We start from the raw sequence: 17,821 nt of genomic DNA on the forward strand, positions 1-17,821 counted from the left end.
GCAACCGCCACAACAAACGCCGCGTACGGTCACCGTTCGCGGCGTTTTGTTGTGCATGGCGGCCTCAGCGCAGCGCTGCGATCACCGCTGTCAGGCTGACCGTTGCCTCGACACCGCGCGCAGTGGCAAAGGCTTGCAGCCCTTGAGCCAGCGTCAAGGTATGTGGCCGCCCGGCGATGGGCAGCATCAGTAGCAGTGGGCGTTGTCCGTCGAAATTGCGCACGATCAGACTGTGCCCGGAGTCCGGATCGGTCAGTACCACATCGTCATCGACCCGTGACATCCACCAATGCCCGCACTCGTCCAGATCCAGATCCAGCAGGCAAGGTTCTGCCGTTTCAGCATCCGAAGCCTGTCGCCCATCGACCACGATGCAGTCCAGGCGCTGGAAGGACGCTTGCGACAGCCGATAACCCGAGGTCTGCGCACCGAAAGTCAGCAGCAGCCTGGCAACGTCATCGGGCAACAATGTTTCGATTTCTGTGATGTCATCACCTACCTCAAGCACCATGACCTCGGCGTCGCGATGGGCATAACTGCCGGGCAGCCAGACGCCGTCGTTCGGGCCGGCGCTGAAAATCAACTGGTCGACCGGGTCGAACAGCATCGGCTGCTTCGACCCGCGCGTACCGAGAAATGCCGACCACTGCCCGTCGCTGCGTCCGGCCAGATCGAACAGCCGATCAAGTTGCGGCAGGTAATACAGATAGCGTCCGGTTGCACTTGCCACTTGTATGACAGGCGCGTGGGCATGCCCGTGCAACAATGCTCGCAGGCGTGCACGTAACTGTTCATCGCTCTGACCCGGCACATGAGACCAGCGATTTTCCACGCCAACGATCATTGCCGGCTGGTTATCCAGCAATTGCAGATGCACCCCGTCGAGGGTCTGCGCGACCAGCCCTTCACCTTGGCGTCGCACCTCAGCAAAAGTCCATGACGTCCAGACCTTTTCAGGCCTGCCGAGCGCCTCCGATTTCAGCAAACGATGGTCCTCGGCAAACACTCCCCGCAGTGCTTCGATCGCCATCAGCGGCTGGCGATAAAGTTGTCCGGTGCTGATTTCAAGCAACCAGACCGCGCTGTTATCCGGGGTCAGACCGAGCAGCGCCAGCTCCTTGCCCTGACCGATATCGGCCACAGCGATTCTGCCATCGACACACCATGCCGCCAGGAAAGCCTGACCTGCCACATCACGTAAACCGAAGATCGGCAACGGCAGCAACGGCGCTTTCGTGGCCAGCGCGGGCAATGCGCTCAACCAATCGGGATGTCGCTGCAGCCAACGCGGCCCGACACCGGCGAACCGCAGAATCGACGGCTTATCGGCCTGATCGAGCCACGCCTCATCGCTTCTGTGGGCAAGGGAAGGTACCCCGTACTGAAACACAATCGCGTCGTCGATCGCTGCCGCTGCCGGCACGTCGACGATATCGATTTCGAACAGTCGGCCGTCGTCCTTGGTGGCGATGAAACGCTGATTGGTCTGAGTGACCTCCACCACATCGTGTTCGATCACCACATTCTGCCAATGCCCGACCCGGGGTTCGATGCCGCGACTGATCGTCCGCTCCTGCGGGCTATAGAACAGCACCGCGTTGTTTTCCGAGCTGGACGGCACCAGCATCAACAAGTCCTCGGGCCAGGACCGGTCCTGCCCGGCCTGAGTGCACTTGCCCGTCGCCTTGTTCAGCCAGGCCCGGTCGCGCAGCTGCAACCCGGCATAGCCTTCCACGACAATGAACGGAGCATAAGACCAGCCGCTGCTGCTGGCGGCCGTGTCTGGCGATTCGCGCCTGAACGGGGCATCGATTTGTCGAAGCGCTTCGCGCGGTTCGAACCGATAATCCTCTGCCGCAAAAGTGATCTTGCAAGCCGTCAGCTCCACCTTCTGAGCGGTAATCCGATACTCGATGGTGGTAGTGCCATGCAACGCTTCTGCCGTCAGCCTCTGCACAATCCGCAGCGCACCATCGGCTTGTTGTTGGCAGCCAATGATCGTCGATCCCATACGCGGATTTTTCAGACGGTAGCGATGCTGGACGGTGCCGGTCAGCACATCGACCCGCCACAGCGATGGATGATCGGGATGGTAGAACCACGCATGGCGGGCGCTGACGCCTGCCAGAACCACGCCCTCGTTGACCTCCTGCGGCAGGTTACGTGCGAACAGCACCCGGTCCCGCGCAGTGTCGTAATAGCCGGTGGTCACCACTGGTTGGCCCGGCGAATTGAACGGCACTCTGAAGTTACGTAACGGCAAATACGCTGCGGTCAATTGCCCGCTGGTGACCTGAGCGCGCAGATAGCGCAGAACCGGCGCCGGGATGCCGCTGGCTGTCATGTCGGCGCTGCGCAGCTGATCCGCAGCTTCGTTTTCGTAGTCGAGAACAACACCGATCAGATGCAGGCTGAGGCCTGTCCAGTCGATCCGGAACAGCCCCTCGGCCAGCTCGATGACACCGTCGAAACGATTCAACATCACGCCATCGACCAGCATGTCAGGTGCGCTGTCGATGCTGTCCCGTGGCTTTTCCCGAAAACTGACCTGCTCGACCCGGGCCCAGGACGCTTGCACCGTCCACGTCACCCGTTCCCAGCCCTGCGCTTGTTCGAAATTCACCGCCAGCAGCCCTGGCACCAACCGAATCCGGTACTGCCCCTGCGGCGCGGTGATCCGGTAGGCAATCTTCTCGCGCCACTCTGGTGGCAGGTCCGGAACCACCAGTTGGCTGACCTCAGCGCTCAACTGCACCTTGATCGTCGTGGCCATGAAGACCGGATGCAGCTTGTAAAGGATGTGTGGCGCAAACGGCGTGCTGAACAGGTAAAACACCCGGTTACCGAGCGCGTCATATTCCAGCTGATGTGCCAGACGGTCATGCAACCGCGGATAGCGGGTCGTGGAAAAAGGCACGGCCCCGGCGCTGCCGAGCTGATATTCGTAGCCGTAGTAACAGACGGGTGAACAGGGCAGCACCAGCGCCTCGGGCAAGGTCCCCCAGACGCTGCCGACAGCAGGCCGTTGAAAGGCTCTGGGGATGTTGATCGCGGCATGTCGCCTGGCTGGATCATCGTCGTACTGCGGCAGCTCCAGCGCACTGCCTTTCCAGGGGTAAAACTTCTGCCCCTCGAACGCCACCCTCCTGCTGTGCAGATCCACCTCGGTTATCACGGCCAGAGCGGGGAACTGCAAGACCGCACCAGCGCGTTCGTAAGATTGCTGATAAGCGTCGTGAATCTGCGAGAGGTGCTCGCCGATGGCCGCAGCCTTGTCCATGATCTGCCCGAGATTGCTGGCAATCGCGGTGACCCCGATACCCACGCCCAGTAGCGGCACAGCCAGCGCTGCGGCGAACGCGGCCACCGTTCCGCCCGCTGCCAGGGCGACAAGATCCAGACCCAGCGCCGCCGTGTTGAACGCCAGGGACGTGGAGAACCGCGCTCGCTGCTCATGATTCTCTGCCTGCGTCAGGTTGTAGATGTCGAAGCCGATATTGGCCACGGAAAATGCCACGCCAACGCCCGTGGCGGCCTGTCCTGCCAGGCGTGCGGCGAATGAGCCCTGCTGCAACGCCCGCTCGGCCGCTGCTACCTGACGCACCAGTTGGACGATCTGCGCAGCATCGCTGGCGACACCAAAGCCCAGCTGTGCATAACTGACGTACACCTGGATCTGCAGAGCAACGGTCAGCGCCGGCACGGTATCGCCAGCGCGGTAATCGCGCTGGCGCATCTCACTGATCAGCGTCTGGATCGCAAAGGCGAAACTCAGCCGGCTGCCACCGTCGTGGTCAGCCGTCTGCCCGGGCCTGGCCGCACCGCCCTGCACGAGTCGTTCGACGTATTGCCTGATTTTCTGAAAGCGCGAATCGCGGGTGATCACCGTCAGGGTGTTTTGCGCATTGCGCGGATCGATCAGGGTAATGCTGTGGCCGCCGTCGGCTTTGTTGCCGAGGGTATCGAGCAACGGCACGTAATCACCCGCCACCTTGTGCTCAAGGCGCAAGCGCTCGGTCGCCTGCTCGAACTCGCTGGCCCAGTAGCGTGCGTCCAGTTGCGCGAGACTGGCGCCCAGTCGAGCGTTTTCGCCAAGAGATCGGGTACGGGCCAGCGCTTGCTTGTGCCAGATCGACGCTCCCTGCGGATCGGCCAGTGCAGCGTTGTGCAGAAAACTGTCCACGCGCAGATCCGATGACAGCCTGCGTTCGGCGATCGCCGAGGTGTCCAGTTCGATCACGTTGAATGGCGCATTGGCCGCATCGCCCAGACCGTAAAGCTTCGCCAGCGCGTTATCGTCTGCGCTCAGATAATGCTCTACGCCACGCTGCAACTGCGCACCATCGGCAAACCCATAGAGAGCAAAGTTGGGGTCGTAGAAGCGATAGGCCGCGTGCTCACCGGTTCGCACTTTGGCCAGCAGCAGGGCGTGGTCGCCGGTGTCGAGCAGCAGCACCGCAGGTGCCGCACTGGCGTCCAGCGCGGCGATGATGCTGTCCATGCGCTGCACGCCGCGAGCGCTGCCGACCTCGCCGGTGGGCAAGGCGCGCAGTTCGTCCAGCGCACTGCGCAACGCCCGCGAGCCAAGTTCGTCGGGACTCGCGCTGGCGCTGGCGACATGCCCGACCAACGCCCGCTCCGCCGGCTCGCCAGTTGCAACGGCGGCGCCCATCAGCAGCACCAGCGGATAACAGCGACGCCCCGGGTCGCCTGCGTTGTGCTGCAACAGATCCTGCGGCAACTGCTTGACCGACACCGCGCCAGCCTTGAAAAAGACGTCACGCACCTGGCCGCTGCGCTGCAAGATCTGCGTGCGGAACTCCTGCCGGGCGCTGCGCTTGATCTGGCCGATACGCTCGCCCCACTGGCGCAGCGTCAGCGGCTCGGACATGGCTTGCACCTTGAGTTCGCGGGTCGTCGATGTGGCCGTCGGCAGGTCGCGTTCCAGCCCGTTCTCGAACGCCGCCGAGCGGCGCTGGCGCACGGCTTTTTCAATCGCATCGTAGCGCGCGAAAGTGCCGTCGCGGTCGGTGGCGATGGCCAGGTCGCGCACCTGTTGCCAGGTATCGGCGAACCCGCCATCGTCCACGCTCGTCGCGCCGAAAATGCCGCCGAGCACGACCCGCATTGTGGGGCTCAGTTGCTCCAGCGGCAGCGTTCCGTGGGCGATGCGGCTGAACAGTTCGTTGAGATGGCTGACGGAATCCGCGCCACGGGAGGTCGGCACCACGACAGGTCCTTGCGCCAGCACCTGTTGGCGGGTGTCGAAGTCGATGACCACGGTTTGATCGAAGGTAACCTCCCCGCTCAGCTTGTCTCGCATCGCTCGAATGAACGGCTCGCCCAGATCATCCATCAAACGTTGCAGCACCGCGGTCAACAGCACCGGTTTGCCCTCGACAACGGGCCAGCCGCGCTCGAAGGTCAGGCTTCGATCACTGAGCAGGTCGGACAAGCGTCCGGCATAACGGGATTTCAGCTTGCCCTCGGCCCACCGGGCGTGTTCCATCTCCAGCCAGTCCTTTTCCGTGCCCCTGACGATCCAGCCGGAAATGGTTTCCTCTTCGGTATTGACGTTGTAGCCCTCGCGCAAACGCTGTTGCGCCAGCACCTGACGAGTGAAAAACGGATCGCAATTGGCTTCAATGTATTCATGCAATCCGGCGAGGGCCGCGCCGGGGCCGGTGAGCGTTACCGTGCCTCCCGCGTCATTACGAATGCCGTCCTGGTAATAGGTGACAACCGCTTTAAGCAATTGGTAGGCATAAGCTTCATTCCAGTTGGTGAAGTTCGACCTGACCAACATCTCTTCGATGACTGCCGCAGCGACCGTGGTCAGGGTTTCACTGTCGGCCCACCCGGATCCCGAGTTGGCCATGCGTCTTTCAACTTCAGTAAGCACGTCGTAATTAAGCCGAATCACTTGCATGATCGACATCGTCATGCCGCTGCCCGGCTGGGCGATGAAATGTGCATTCATTTCTTCGCCGATTTGCAGCCCCATGCGAAAGCCGTTCTCGCCGGCCTCCACGGTTTGCGGCGGCACGAACAGTTCAAGCGGGTCCGGTTTGCTGCGAGCAAAATCCTCGAGAAGTTGTTTATGTTGTTCTGGGAGACTGCCGGTTCTGTCGGGGTAATGCTGCGGATCGCGTCCAGGCATCAACTGCGGGTTGTTGTTCAACAGAAGTTGCAGAACACCGATCTTTTGCGTCTGACTGTAATCGCTGATATCGACACCGCCCAATTTATCGAGCAGTGGCGGCAGATAATCCATGTCGGTATAACGCCCGCCTTCAAGAAGTTCTGCCTGCAAGCGCACCACATCGCTCGCTGCGGCAAAGTTGCCGCGCATCGACACTTCGCGGCGGTAAACGTCCGCCAGCAAGTCATCGGCAAAGGCGTGAGATACATCGCGTAATTGCAGATCCGCGCCAACCATCGCCAGATGGCTGTCGAGGCAGCGCTGACGAAAAGCCCGCAGCGTCGCGCGGTCCTTGCCATAAGCACGCACCATCAGATCGATGCGCGCTTGATCGGCTCGCCCATTCCACTTCGGCTGGCTGAGGTAGTCGAACATCTGCTGTTTCAACACCCGTGCGCGGTCTTCAATCATCGTCGCCAGTTGCCCGGCATGCTTGAGTGCAGCGCCACCGGACGCCATCGCATCAGCCCTGGCACTGTCGAGAATGACCCGGTTCATCTCGAAAGCCAGCAACGCATCGCTGTCGTACCAAAGGTTGAAGCGGTAACCCTCCGCCGCCATCACCTGACGCCAGATATTCATGTAATCGCGCTGATTGACCCCGACTTCGCTGCCGCCAACCCAAACGAAATGGATAACCTTCGGAACCGGCCGGGTCAGCCCCGACAACATTTCCACGGTCGTCGAAAGCCGTGACAGATAATGTTGCAGCCCGCGCGCAATGTCATCGACAGCCACCGGGACAGGGGTTTTCTTGCGTTTGAGCAGCGCTGCAAGTTGCTCTTGAAACAGGCTCGCCAGGGTCAACAACGACACCGGATCGGTCGTTTGACTGGCTTGCTGGTAACAGTCGTTCAGCGCTTGGTACTGCGCCGAGGCAGAGAACTCCCGTAACGCCCTGGAGATCACCGAATACTCTTGCGCAGATACGAACGCTCGCCCGAACGAATAATCGTTTTTCAAAGCCATTGCACACTCCTTGTTTATTAAATGGCTCATTGACCGCGCACACTTTCGCGCCGCTGCAGAGCGGTAGATTGATTTGAACGACACTCGACAAGTGCTGTGAACACAGCACCCTAGTGGGCGAATACGCGCCACACAAACAACAAGGAATACAAAGCTTGTCCCCGGCAATATCTGATAACACCGCAGCAGTACGCTGTAACGGCAGCGAAATAATTAGCGGACCGGCGCGACCGTCGGGCATAAAAAATGGCCCTGCCCTGTGGGACATGACCATTGTTTATTGCTGGTGGAAAACAATTGAAACTTCAATCGGACTTACAACCGCTCAAACTTTCCCGTCGCTGAGAATTGCATGAGCGGAGGGTTTTTCAGGACAGCGGTTTTTCACCATACCAACGCGGCGTGTACACCCATTCACCGCCCCCGGCACGGGCGAAGGTGCAGGTGGTCGAAGAGCCGATCAACACCATGGTGCGCATGTCCACCTGTTCCGGTGTCAATGCGCTCAGGGTCGTGGTGCGCAGCGTCTGCCCCGGCCGGCCGATGTCCCGACCGAGCACCACCGGTGTTTCAGGCGAGCGGTGCTGCGCAACAATCTCCAGCGCCCGGCCCAACTGCCACGGGCGCGCCCGGGAAATCGGGTTGTAGAACGCCAGGGCCAGATCCGCTTCGGCGGCCAGATCCAGACGTTTCTCGATGATCGCCCACGGCTTGAGGTTGTCCGACAGCGACATCACGCAGAAGTCGTGGCCCAGCGGCGCACCGGCCTGAGCCGCAGTGGCCAGCGAGGCGGAAACGCCGGGGAGGATTTCCAGATCAACGCTGTGCCACGCCGGATCGTCCGATTCGTGCAGGGCTTCGAGCACCGCAGCGGCCATGGCGAATACCCCCGGGTCGCCCGAGGAAACCACGATCACCGAGCGGCCTGCGGCGGCGAGCCTGAAGGCATGGCGGGCACGCTGCATTTCTTCGCGATTGTCGGTGCAGTGCTGCACCTGATCGTCGCGGAACGGGCCGGCCATGCGCACGTAGGTTTCGTAGCCAAGCACATCGGTGGCGCGGGCCAGTTCGGCTTTCACCGCTGGCACCATCAGTTCGGCGGCGCCGGGGCCAAGGCCAATGACCGCGAGGCGACCACGCGGGCGGCCGATCTGCGCGACGTCCAGCGGTTGCTCGGCAATCGCGATCGCCAGATGTTCTGCGCTGATCACCTTCGCCGCAGGCACTGCAACCCGGGCCAACGTCTGAAGATCGTTTTGCGCCGCGACGAAGCGCAGCGGCACGCCCAACTCGAGCGCAGCTTCGCGCAAATTCGATGCGGCCATTTCAGCGTCTGCTGCCACCAGACACGCCAGTGCCGGCACGGCGACGCTGGCCTGTTGCAACGCAGTGCGAATGGCGTTCGGCAGATCCGCCACCTCAGCACTCACCGCCACCGCCACACTGCGCGGGTAGATCAGCAATTCATCGGCACTGGCCACCCGCTGCGCACTGCTCACATGAATCGACCGCTGCGCCTGCGGATCCTGCGGCAACTGCGCCTGATCCAGCCATGGCGCCGCGCCTTCGATGCGCACGCTGTGCCCGGCGAGCAGGTCGGAAACGAAGCGTTTGCCCGACTCCAGATCCGCCAGTGCATAGCCGCTCGGCGGATTGAGCAGGCAGGTGCCAAAGCGCAATTCGCCGCTGGTGGTGATCGCCGGCGCCACTTGCAACGCCGCCGCGATCTCCCGGGCCATGACATTGACCCCACCGAGGCCACCGAGCAACGGCACCACCGCGCTGCCGTCTTCGGCCACCGCCAGCACAGCGGGTTCGGCGCCTTTCTCCAGCAACAGCGGCGCCAGTGTGCGAATGACAATGCCGGCCGCGCAAAGGGCAATGATCGGCGTGTCCTGTTGGTACAACGCGCGCAGGGTCGCGCCGAATTCCTCATAGCGGCTGTCGGCGCCTTCAACCCGTCCGGCAAGGCCATGGATTTGCGCCGCCGGATAGACCTGTTGAATGCGCCGCGCCGTGGCGAGGCTGCCCTGGCCGAGGATGACGATGGCGGGAGTCGCTTGGCTCATCAACCTTGCCACCGTTCGCCCGGGACGATGATCAGCGAGAAGTACGGCGAGGACATCGGCTCGACCTGATCCATCGGCACGATCTTCTGATTGGCCATGGTCGCGCGCTCGACATACAGCGCGCGCTCGGCGAGACCGAGTTCTTCCAGCACCTGACGCACCTTGGGAAAGTTGCGTCCCAGTTTCATGATCACCGCCGCATCGGCATCGGCCAGACGCCGCTTCAATTCTTCCTGGGGCAGCACGCCGGAAAGCACCGACAGGCTCTGATTGCGATACACCAGCGGCGCGCCGAGCACCGAAGCGCCGCCGAGCATCGAGCACACGCCGGGCACGACTTCGGCCTCATAACGGCTGGCGAGGCGGTCATGCAGGTACATGTAGGAGCCGTAGAAGAACGGGTCGCCTTCGCAGATCACCGCCACATCGCGGCCGGCATCCAGATGTTCGGCGACCGCCACAGCGGCTTCGTCGTAGAAATCGCTGATGACCTGTTCATAGGACAGCGGCGCCGGCAACGCCTCGGTGGTCACCGGATAGACCAGCGGCAGCAGATTCTGCGCCTCGACCAGATGCGCCTCGATGATGCCGAACGCATTGCCCTTCTTGCCCTTGGCCACGAAATACGCGACCACTGGCGATTCGCGCAGCAGGCGCAAGGCTTTGACGGTGATCAGTTCCGGATCACCGGGGCCGACACCGAGGCCGATCAGACGTCCTTTGGCCTCCATCATTCGATCTCCGTGGCGAGGGCATTGACGGCGGCGGCGGCCATGGCACTGCCGCCCAGGCGACCCTGCATGATCACGAACGGCACGCCGCGACTGTCGGCGGCCAGTGCCGCTTTCGACTCGGCAGCACCGACGAAGCCGACCGGGAAGCCAAGGATCAGTGCCGGTTTTGGCGCGCCGGCGTCGAGCATTTCCAACAAGTAGAACAGCGCGGTCGGTGCGTTGCCGATCACCACCACACTGCCTTCAAGGTGCGGGCGCCACAGTTCCAGCGCGGCGGCCGAGCGGGTGTTGCCCAGCTCACGGGCAAGCTCAGGCACGCTGTCGTCGCGCAAAGTGCAGATCACTTGGTTATTGGCCGGCAGACGCGCGCGGGTCACGCCTTCGGAGACCATCCGTGCGTCGCAGAGAATCGGCGCACCGGCCGCCAGAGCATCGCGCCCGGCCTTGCCCGCGCCCTCGGAAAATTGCAGACCGTCGACGGCCTCGACCATGCCGCAGGCGTGGATCACCCGCACCGCGAGTTTCTCCAGATCGGCGGGAATGCGCGCCAGATTGGCCTCGCGGCGAATGATCGCGAAGGAGTTGCGATAGATCTCCTGACCGTCGCGGATGTAATCAAGCATCAAGGGGGCTCCGGGAGCGGGCGTCGAGCAGGGTCGCGACCGCTTCAATAGTAAGGTTGCAGGCGTGCAGCGTGCCGAATCCGGGCTGTGCTGCATCGCGAAAATAGAGGTCGTAATGACCGGGGGCGACGGCCAGCAGCGTGGCTGGCGCGCAATGGGCGGCGGCGCAGGAGCGCGAGCAGCCCGACAGGTGCACGCTGAGCCCTGCGGGCAGCAAAGGTGCCAGTTGCCGGGCATCCTGCTTGGTGTCGGCAAGGCCTTTGCCGCAGCCATCGGCGCCGGTGCAGGCGATCAGCCTTGTCAGCGGTTCGGCGTCGGTCGTCAGCAGGCCCAACGCCCGCAACTGCTCAAGCACGTTGTCGGTATCCGTGGCTTTCACGTTCGGCAGCAGCAGGCTCTGCCACGGCGTGAAGCGCAGACTGCCATCGCCAGACTGTCGGGCCAGTTGCGCCGCGCCACGCAGCATCGCCGGATCGAGACGGCTCAGTGGCGGCACCGCGACGACGTAGCAGCGGCCTTGCGTGTTCTGCTGATGAGCGCCGATGTGCAGCGCGTCTGCCGACGCCGGGCGCTGCCAATTGCTGATTGCCTTGAGCGATACGCGCTCGCGCAACGATTCGAGAAACGCGAGCCTGGGCAACTCATCGAGCAGATGGCGCATCCGTGTTTGCTCTGGCCGGGCCAGGTCGAGGAACAGTTCCAGCGCGGCGACCACCAGCGCGTGAGCGTTGTCCTGAGTCACAGCGCCGAGAGGGCGATCGGTCGGGCAACCGGCCAGACCGAATGCCCAGAGGATTTCGCCGTCACGCTCGAATGCCGACAGCCACAGATCATGCGGATGCTCGAGCATTGCCAGTGCTTCGCCGCCATCGAGCTGCACGGCGAACTTGGCGCTCAACTCATGGAAGCGCGGATGGCTTTGCAAGGTGTCGAGGATTTGCCCTGCGAGCGGGCGCGTGTCGATCAGCATCTGCCGATCGATGCCGGCGGCCGGGCTGAGCATCAGATTGCGCACATCGTCGCCGGCAGCGTTCTTTGGCCCGAGGCCAGCGGCCAGCAAGCGCTCGATCAGCGCCGCCGATTGCGCACCGATGCCGCGAATCTGCAGGTTGCCGCGATTGGTCGCTTCGATCGCACCGCTCGCAAACGCTTCGGCGGCAGCGGCCACCGCATCGGCCTGATCAGCACTGATCGAACCGCCATCGAGCTTGATCCGACAGATACCGCCGTCCAGTGCCTGGACGATACGCAGCAACCCCGGGCAGGCCGAGGGGCGTAAGGCGGTGGACATCGGGCGTTCGTTCAAGGGGCTGACCGGTTGTGTGGCAGAAGCGCTTCGCGGGCGAAGGCGCGGTATTATGCCTGCTTTGCCCACCGGTATGAAAAGTCTGCCCTCTGTCTCGACCGGTGGGGCAGGCAGGCTTCAGTTGTTGCCTCTGCCGCGCTCTCAGGTCAGGGCGATAATCTGCTTTTCGAGCCGCTCACCCAATAACGCAATAATCCTGGCTCTCGAGAAACAGTAATCATCGGCATCTATAAGAGCCTTGTAGCAATCAACAGCAAGGTTGCCCACGATCTGCTCAGCATTGAAGCGTCGCTCAAGCACATTGCCCGGAACAGGCTCTTTGACGGCAAACGAAATGACGACCATCGTAAGCGTCGATTCCGCAGATACGCTGCCAAGCATGAAGCGAATCGACTTGCCCTCTTGCAGAATATTTCGCTGAAGCAACTCAAGGGCCGCACCGTTGCTCTCCAGTTGCGAGGTCAGATTGGCAATTACCTGTTGGTTCAAAACTGCCGGCGCCCATCCTTGCAAGAGTTCTTGAGTCAACTCCAGCAGAGTAAAAGTATCGGGCGTAGTGACCGGCGCGCTGATAACCGGATCGTCGAAAAACAAAGCACCGGTGACTTTCAAAGCCGTTTTATTGGCGTCATTCCATGCATCGCATTCAACAGCATCGGGAACTTTATGCGAGGCGACCGTTTGTGAATAAAGCAGCGCATCGAGACTATCGTCAATGTCAGATGCCGACAGCTCTTTACTCACCAGCACTAATGCCCCTGCACATACGAAAACCTTCGAAATCGCGAACATTTGCATCTCCCACAAAAAAAACCAGAGGCTTGCGCCTCTGGCATTAATCACTTTCAGACCGATTGGCCAAATTCGTAGCTGAGCGCTTTCTCACGCTGCTCAGTCAGAGCCTTGACAATCAACGGTTCTACCATTGCATAGTCTTCCTCATCCATATACATCGTGGCGCCGGCGTTATAAATCTCCACAGCAGATGTAGCCCACTCTACAAACAGTACTTTGGTAGGTTGAGCCGAAGCCAGATATTGCACAGCAGCGATTGCCAGGGTGATACCACCTTCATCATCCTGCGAAGCCGCACTCATGCAAAAGTTGCCACCTTCGGCTTTCTTCGAGTTGTTCTCGAACAGCGTCAGGGCCTGTGGTTCATTTTTCAGCGCATCCATGGTCGCATCTGCCACAGTGGACAATAATTTAAGGGCTGCCTGGCCCTGTCCTACTGCTGCACTAACAGCGGTATGCAGAACAGACAGGACAACATTATCCATGGTCAGTTTTTGCGAAGTAGCGGTATATCGATTATAAGGCTGGCTGAAAGCAAACCAGCCAGCCAGTTTCATCAATCGCATAAACTCGTTATAGCGCTGTTCCTTTTGGCTGGAGGCCGGATACTTGAGCAAGGCAACCAGATCGGCATACATGTAGGTGTTTTTAACGATTCGCTTGCTGCGCTTGGACATGCTTGCATCAAAGCCTGCAATACCCGAGCCCATGATTGCAGCATTCAGTTCATCTTTATCAATCGGCAAGCTACTGCCAACACTTGCCGAACGCGAGCGCAGCACTGGCTGCGAAGCGATAAAGTCATTGGTTTGCGCAATCAAACTAAACCGCTCAACAGCGGAGATTACATCTTTATTCAGCTCAGTCATAAATGGATTCCTTTCTTGGTTAAAACACCGACTTGGTGTGGAAAACAAATTAATCACAGCGCCGGAGTTAATCAAATCGAAAATCCATGCATTTAATTTCAGACCATCATACAAACCAGCAAACAAAGCTCCCCAACTAACATCAAGCGCCCTGAGCCAACTCAATTTCACGCGCGCGCATATCAAGCACTGCAGCAGCCAACTGAAGCCGATTTTCATTTATCGCGGCAGACCTGATCAAAAAGCGCCTGGAGCGGATATCAAGCTCCGAACCCGTATGTTGAATAGTCCAGAACAAATAGGTAGAGGACCACTTCGCATCAAGCAAGCGAACATTACTGACGACAATCTCCAACTCCCTATTGAAATTGTATTGAGCAGGAGAAAAACGAAAATCGCTCCACTCCCGAGCGCCACCTCTAAATACATCTATTGCATCTGAATGTGTCTCAAGCATATGGAACGCTTCCTTCATTAGCCCGACTTTCTCCCGACTTAGTTGTTGCGACAAGGATCGCGCCCAGACGTCCAGCGCATTGCCGGTAAAGTTCTTGTCAACATGGATTACCGGAGCCTGCTCCAGGCTCCAGCCGACAGACCAAAGCACCCCAGAATAATATTCGAACCAAGCAGCTGGTTCACTGTTTCTGTTATGACGCAAATCGGCTCTGTATTCTGCCCAGCGCATACTGTCTTTGACGAATCGTTTGTCTTCCGGCGTCAACCCGGAAAAGAAGGACAACAGATTATTCCCCATCACTGTCGCACTGCCTTGGTTGGGCAGTGCCGAGATACTGTTCAAAACATCGCTCATTTCAATTATCCATTCGATTATTCAACTTACTAAAAAAGTACCTTCCAGATATTCACAAGTACTTCCAGCGGAACGCCGATTCAATACTTGCGAAGAACTCGAAAAATCACAAAAAACAATGTAAACATTCAATGTCGGCGCTCCTGAAAAAAGGACAGCAGCCAGTTATCGATTGTCGCGTTATCATGTCGCCCGCTTCGCTGGACGCAGGATCTGGAGTATGAAATGGGCGATTGGCTGACCGTTGTGGGTATTGGTGAAGACGGCTTCAAGGGCCTGGGCAAGAATGCCCGGCGTGCTCTGCTGGGCGCTTCGCGGATCGTCGGCGGCCAGCGTCAGCTGGACCTGCTGCCGCCGTGCATCGGCGGCGAGCGGCAATTGTGGCCGAGTCCGTTTTCCCTCGCGCCAGTGCTCGAGTCGCGTGGCGAGCCGGTCTGCGTGCTGGCCAGCGGTGATCCGATGTTTTACGGCGTCGGTGCCAGTCTGGCGCGTCATGTGCCGAGCGCCGAGATGGCGATCATCCCCGCCCCTTCGTCCTGCGCATTGGCGGCGGCGCGCCTGGGCTGGCCGTTGCAAGAGGTGACGGTTGTGTCGCTGGTGGCGCGTCCGCTGGCGGCGCTCAATGCGCATCTGTTCAGCGGCGTGCGTCTGTTGCTGCTGAGCAATGACGGCAGCAGCCCGGCAGCCGCTGCGCAATTGCTGTGCGAGCGTGGTTTCGGCGCAAGTCGCATGACTGTTCTGGAACATCTGGGCGGCGACGCCGAACGACGTATCGAACGCAGCGCCAGGGAATGGGGCGATGCGGCGGTCGCCGACCTCAACGTCGTCGCTGTCGAGTGCCTGGCCGACCCCGGTGTTACCGGCCTGTCGCGCCTCGCCGGCTTGCCCGATTCGGCGTTCCGTCACGACGGCCAGTTGACCAAGCGCGACGTGCGCGCCATCACCCTCGCCCGCCTGGCGCCGAAGCCCGGCGAACTGCTCTGGGATGTCGGCGCCGGCAGCGGCTCGATCGGCATCGAGTGGATGCGTGCGCACCCGAGCTGTCGTGCCATGGCGGTCGAGGCCGACGAGGGCCGTCAGCAATTGATCGAACACAACCGCGATGCGCTGGGCGTACCCGGCCTGCAACTGATTCGTGGCAAGGCGCCGCAAGCACTGGATAACCTCGAACGGCCGGACGCTGTTTTTATCGGCGGCGGCGTCACCCGTGAGGGTGTATTCGAAACCTGCTGGGACCGGCTCAAGCCCGGCGGCCGATTGGTGGCCAACGCCGTGACCCTGCAAAGCGAAGTCACCCTGATGCATTGGCGCGAACAATACGGCGGTGAGCTGACGCGCATCCATGTCGCCCAGGCGCAGCCGCTCGGCGAGTTCGACACTTGGCGTCAGGCGTTGCCGATCACCCTGCTGGAACTGGTCAAACCCCTCGATGCGTGACGAAACCGCCGAACAACCCGCGCCCCTGCGCAGCGGCCTCACCACCGGCAGCTGCGCCACCGCCACCAGCCTCGCCGCCGCGCGCCTGTTGCTCACCGGCATCGCTGCCGACGCGGTGCACATCACTTTGCCCAAGGGCAAACAGGTGCAGATGCGCCTGGAGTTCTGCCGACTGAGCGAAGACGGCGCCGAAGCCGGGACGATCAAGGATGCCGGCGATGACCCTGACGTCACCCACGGTGCCCTGCTTTATTCACAGGTGCGACTGTGCGCCGAACCGGGAATTCGCTTCAACGCCGGTGTCGGCGTCGGCACGGTGACCCGACCGGGTCTGGTATTGGCCGTCGGCGAGCCGGCGATCAATCCGGTGCCACGCAAAATGATCAGTGATCACCTGGCCTTGCTCGCCGCCGAAACCGCCTACGGTGGCGGCTTCGAGGTCACGGTCAATGTCGAGGGCGGCGCAGAACTGGCGCTGAAAACCATGAATCCACGGCTGGGCATTCTTGGCGGCCTGTCGATCCTCGGTACCAGCGGCATCGTCCGGCCATTTTCCTGCGCCGCTTACATCGCCTCGATTCATCAGGGCATCGACGTAGCGAAAACCAACGGTTATCTGCACATCGCCGCGTGCACCGGCAACGCCAGCGAAGACACCATGCGCCGGGTCTATGACCTGCCGGAAATCGCCCTGATCGAAATGGGTGACTTTGTCGGCGCGGTGCTCAAGCATCTGCGCAAAGTACCTGTGGATAAACTCAGCCTGTGCGGCGGCTTCGGCAAGATCAGCAAACTCGCCGCCGGGCATATGGATCTGCACTCACGGCATTCGAGCATCGACTTGCCGCAACTGGCCGAGTGGGCGGCGGCGATTGGCGCGGATGCGGCATTGCAACAAGGCATTCGCGAAGCCAATACCAGCCAACAAGCCCTGGCCATGGCCAGTGCGGCGGGCATTGCTTTGGGGGATGAGGTTTGTCGCCATGCGCTGGATTTCGCTCGCAGCGTAGTGCCGGCGCAGGTCCAGGTCGAGGTGTTTGCCATTGATCGTCAGGGCGGGGTTGTCGGGCACGCCGGAGGTTTCGTATGAAGCGGGTCTTGCTGCTCGGCGGTGTCACTGAGGCGCTGGCGATTGCCCGCACGCTCGGCCCACAACATATCTACAGCCTCGCCGGCGTTGGCCGGGTGCCGAGCGATTTGCGCTGCCAGGTTCGGGTCGGCGGCTACGGCGGCGCTGAGGGTCTGGCGCAGTTCATCGCCGATGAAGGCGTCGATCTGCTGCTCGACGCCACGCACCCTTACGCCGCACAAATCAGCGCCAACGCCGCCCGCGCGGCACAGCTTGCCGGCATTCCCTGCTGGGCCTTGCGCCGCCCCGCCTGGCAGCCGCAAGCAGGCGATGACTGGCGCGAGGTCAGTGACTGGGCCGAACTGATCACAGCGCTGCAACCGTTCCACCGCCCGCTGTTCACCCTCGGCCGTGAACCGCTGCAACACCTCGACGAAATCCCCGCCCACCAGTTCTGGACCCTGCGCGCCCTCGACGTCTATCCCGGCAACATGCGCTGCGAAGTGATCGGCGCACGCGGCCCGTTTTTGCTGGAAGACGAGCGAGCGCTATTCGAGCGCCGACAGATCGATGTATTGATCAGCAAGAACAGCGGCAGCACCGCCACCGAGCCGAAGCTCGAAGTGGCGCGCGAGCGCGGCGTGCCGGTGCTGGTGTTGAAGCGCCCGGGGTTGCCGGGGGTTGATCAGGAGTTTGAATCAGTCGCTGAAGTCCTCGCTGCCCTTTCCCACTGAATCGGCACGGCCCTTTGTGGGAGCGAGCCTGCTCGCGAATACGTCCGCACCGGCAGCCCATCAGTGCCTGACAAATCGCTTTCGCGAGCAGGCTCGCTCCCACAGGAACCGTGGATGTTGCTGATATCTGTGCACACTCACAAAATTTGTGGGAGCGGGCTTGCCCGCGAAGGCGTCAGGTCTGGCACTGCAAATTCAAG

General features: G+C 61.1%; 11 protein-coding genes. 3 read left to right on the plus strand and 8 right to left on the minus strand.

Annotated elements, in window-relative coordinates; all coding sequences use genetic code 11:
- Positions 1-64: 64 nt before the first annotated feature.
- The 8 genes from D8U82_RS20315 to D8U82_RS20350 all read right to left on the minus strand — a co-directional run bounded on the left by D8U82_RS20315 (position 65) and on the right by D8U82_RS20350 (position 14,381).
- Positions 65-7,171, minus strand: coding sequence for a TcdA/TcdB pore-forming domain-containing protein (locus tag D8U82_RS20315; protein WP_130902842.1), 7,107 nt, complete (start codon positions 7,169-7,171; stop codon positions 65-67).
- A 368-nt stretch (positions 7,172-7,539) separates the two neighbouring features.
- Positions 7,540-9,240 (minus strand): precorrin-3B C(17)-methyltransferase, encoded by a 1,701-nt coding sequence (gene cobJ, locus D8U82_RS20320; RefSeq protein WP_130902843.1) that lies wholly within the window; start codon positions 9,238-9,240, stop codon positions 7,540-7,542.
- Positions 9,240-9,971: a precorrin-2 C(20)-methyltransferase gene (locus tag D8U82_RS20325; RefSeq protein ID WP_051600374.1), complete on the minus strand. Its 732-nt coding sequence runs from the start codon at positions 9,969-9,971 to the stop codon at positions 9,240-9,242. Before D8U82_RS20325 ends, cobJ begins: the two co-directional genes overlap by 1 nt.
- On the minus strand, positions 9,971-10,597 hold the full coding sequence (locus tag D8U82_RS20330; RefSeq protein WP_024011415.1) for a precorrin-8X methylmutase: 627 nt from the start codon (positions 10,595-10,597) through the stop codon (positions 9,971-9,973). The genes D8U82_RS20325 and D8U82_RS20330 overlap by 1 nt, the downstream gene beginning before the upstream one ends.
- A complete protein-coding gene (gene cobG, locus D8U82_RS20335; protein WP_130902844.1) occupies positions 10,590-11,888 on the minus strand; it encodes a precorrin-3B synthase in 1,299 nt (432 codons plus the stop codon). The genes D8U82_RS20330 and cobG overlap by 8 nt, the downstream gene beginning before the upstream one ends.
- A gap of 156 nt (positions 11,889-12,044) precedes the next feature.
- A complete protein-coding gene (locus D8U82_RS20340) occupies positions 12,045-12,695 on the minus strand; it encodes a hypothetical protein (RefSeq protein WP_130902845.1) in 651 nt (216 codons plus the stop codon).
- 53 nt (positions 12,696-12,748) lie between these two features.
- The gene (locus D8U82_RS20345; protein ID WP_177434150.1) at positions 12,749-13,786 is read right to left on the minus strand and encodes a hypothetical protein; all 1,038 of its coding nucleotides are present in this window, start codon (positions 13,784-13,786) and stop codon (positions 12,749-12,751) included.
- Positions 13,710-14,381: a hypothetical protein gene (locus D8U82_RS20350; protein WP_130902846.1), complete on the minus strand. Its 672-nt coding sequence runs from the start codon at positions 14,379-14,381 to the stop codon at positions 13,710-13,712. Before D8U82_RS20350 ends, D8U82_RS20345 begins: the two co-directional genes overlap by 77 nt.
- A gap of 225 nt (positions 14,382-14,606) precedes the next feature.
- Between D8U82_RS20350 and cbiE the strand changes: the two genes are divergently transcribed.
- The 3 genes from cbiE to D8U82_RS20365 are packed head-to-tail and all read left to right on the plus strand — an operon-like array spanning position 14,607 to position 17,621.
- Positions 14,607-15,818 (plus strand): precorrin-6y C5,15-methyltransferase (decarboxylating) subunit CbiE, encoded by a 1,212-nt coding sequence (cbiE, locus tag D8U82_RS20355; RefSeq protein WP_130902847.1) that lies wholly within the window; start codon positions 14,607-14,609, stop codon positions 15,816-15,818.
- Positions 15,811-16,908, plus strand: a complete 1,098-nt coding sequence (locus tag D8U82_RS20360; protein WP_130902848.1) for a cobalt-precorrin-5B (C(1))-methyltransferase — start codon at positions 15,811-15,813, stop codon at positions 16,906-16,908. The genes cbiE and D8U82_RS20360 overlap by 8 nt, the downstream gene beginning before the upstream one ends.
- Positions 16,905-17,621 (plus strand): cobalt-precorrin-6A reductase, encoded by a 717-nt coding sequence (locus D8U82_RS20365; RefSeq protein WP_130902849.1) that lies wholly within the window; start codon positions 16,905-16,907, stop codon positions 17,619-17,621. The genes D8U82_RS20360 and D8U82_RS20365 overlap by 4 nt, the downstream gene beginning before the upstream one ends.
- The last annotated feature ends 200 nt before the right edge of the window (positions 17,622-17,821 follow it).

Origin of the sequence: Pseudomonas sp. Sample_23, assembly GCF_004307595.1 — a bacterium.
In the GTDB taxonomy this organism is placed as follows: Bacteria; Pseudomonadota; Gammaproteobacteria; order Pseudomonadales; family Pseudomonadaceae; genus Aquipseudomonas; species Aquipseudomonas atacamensis.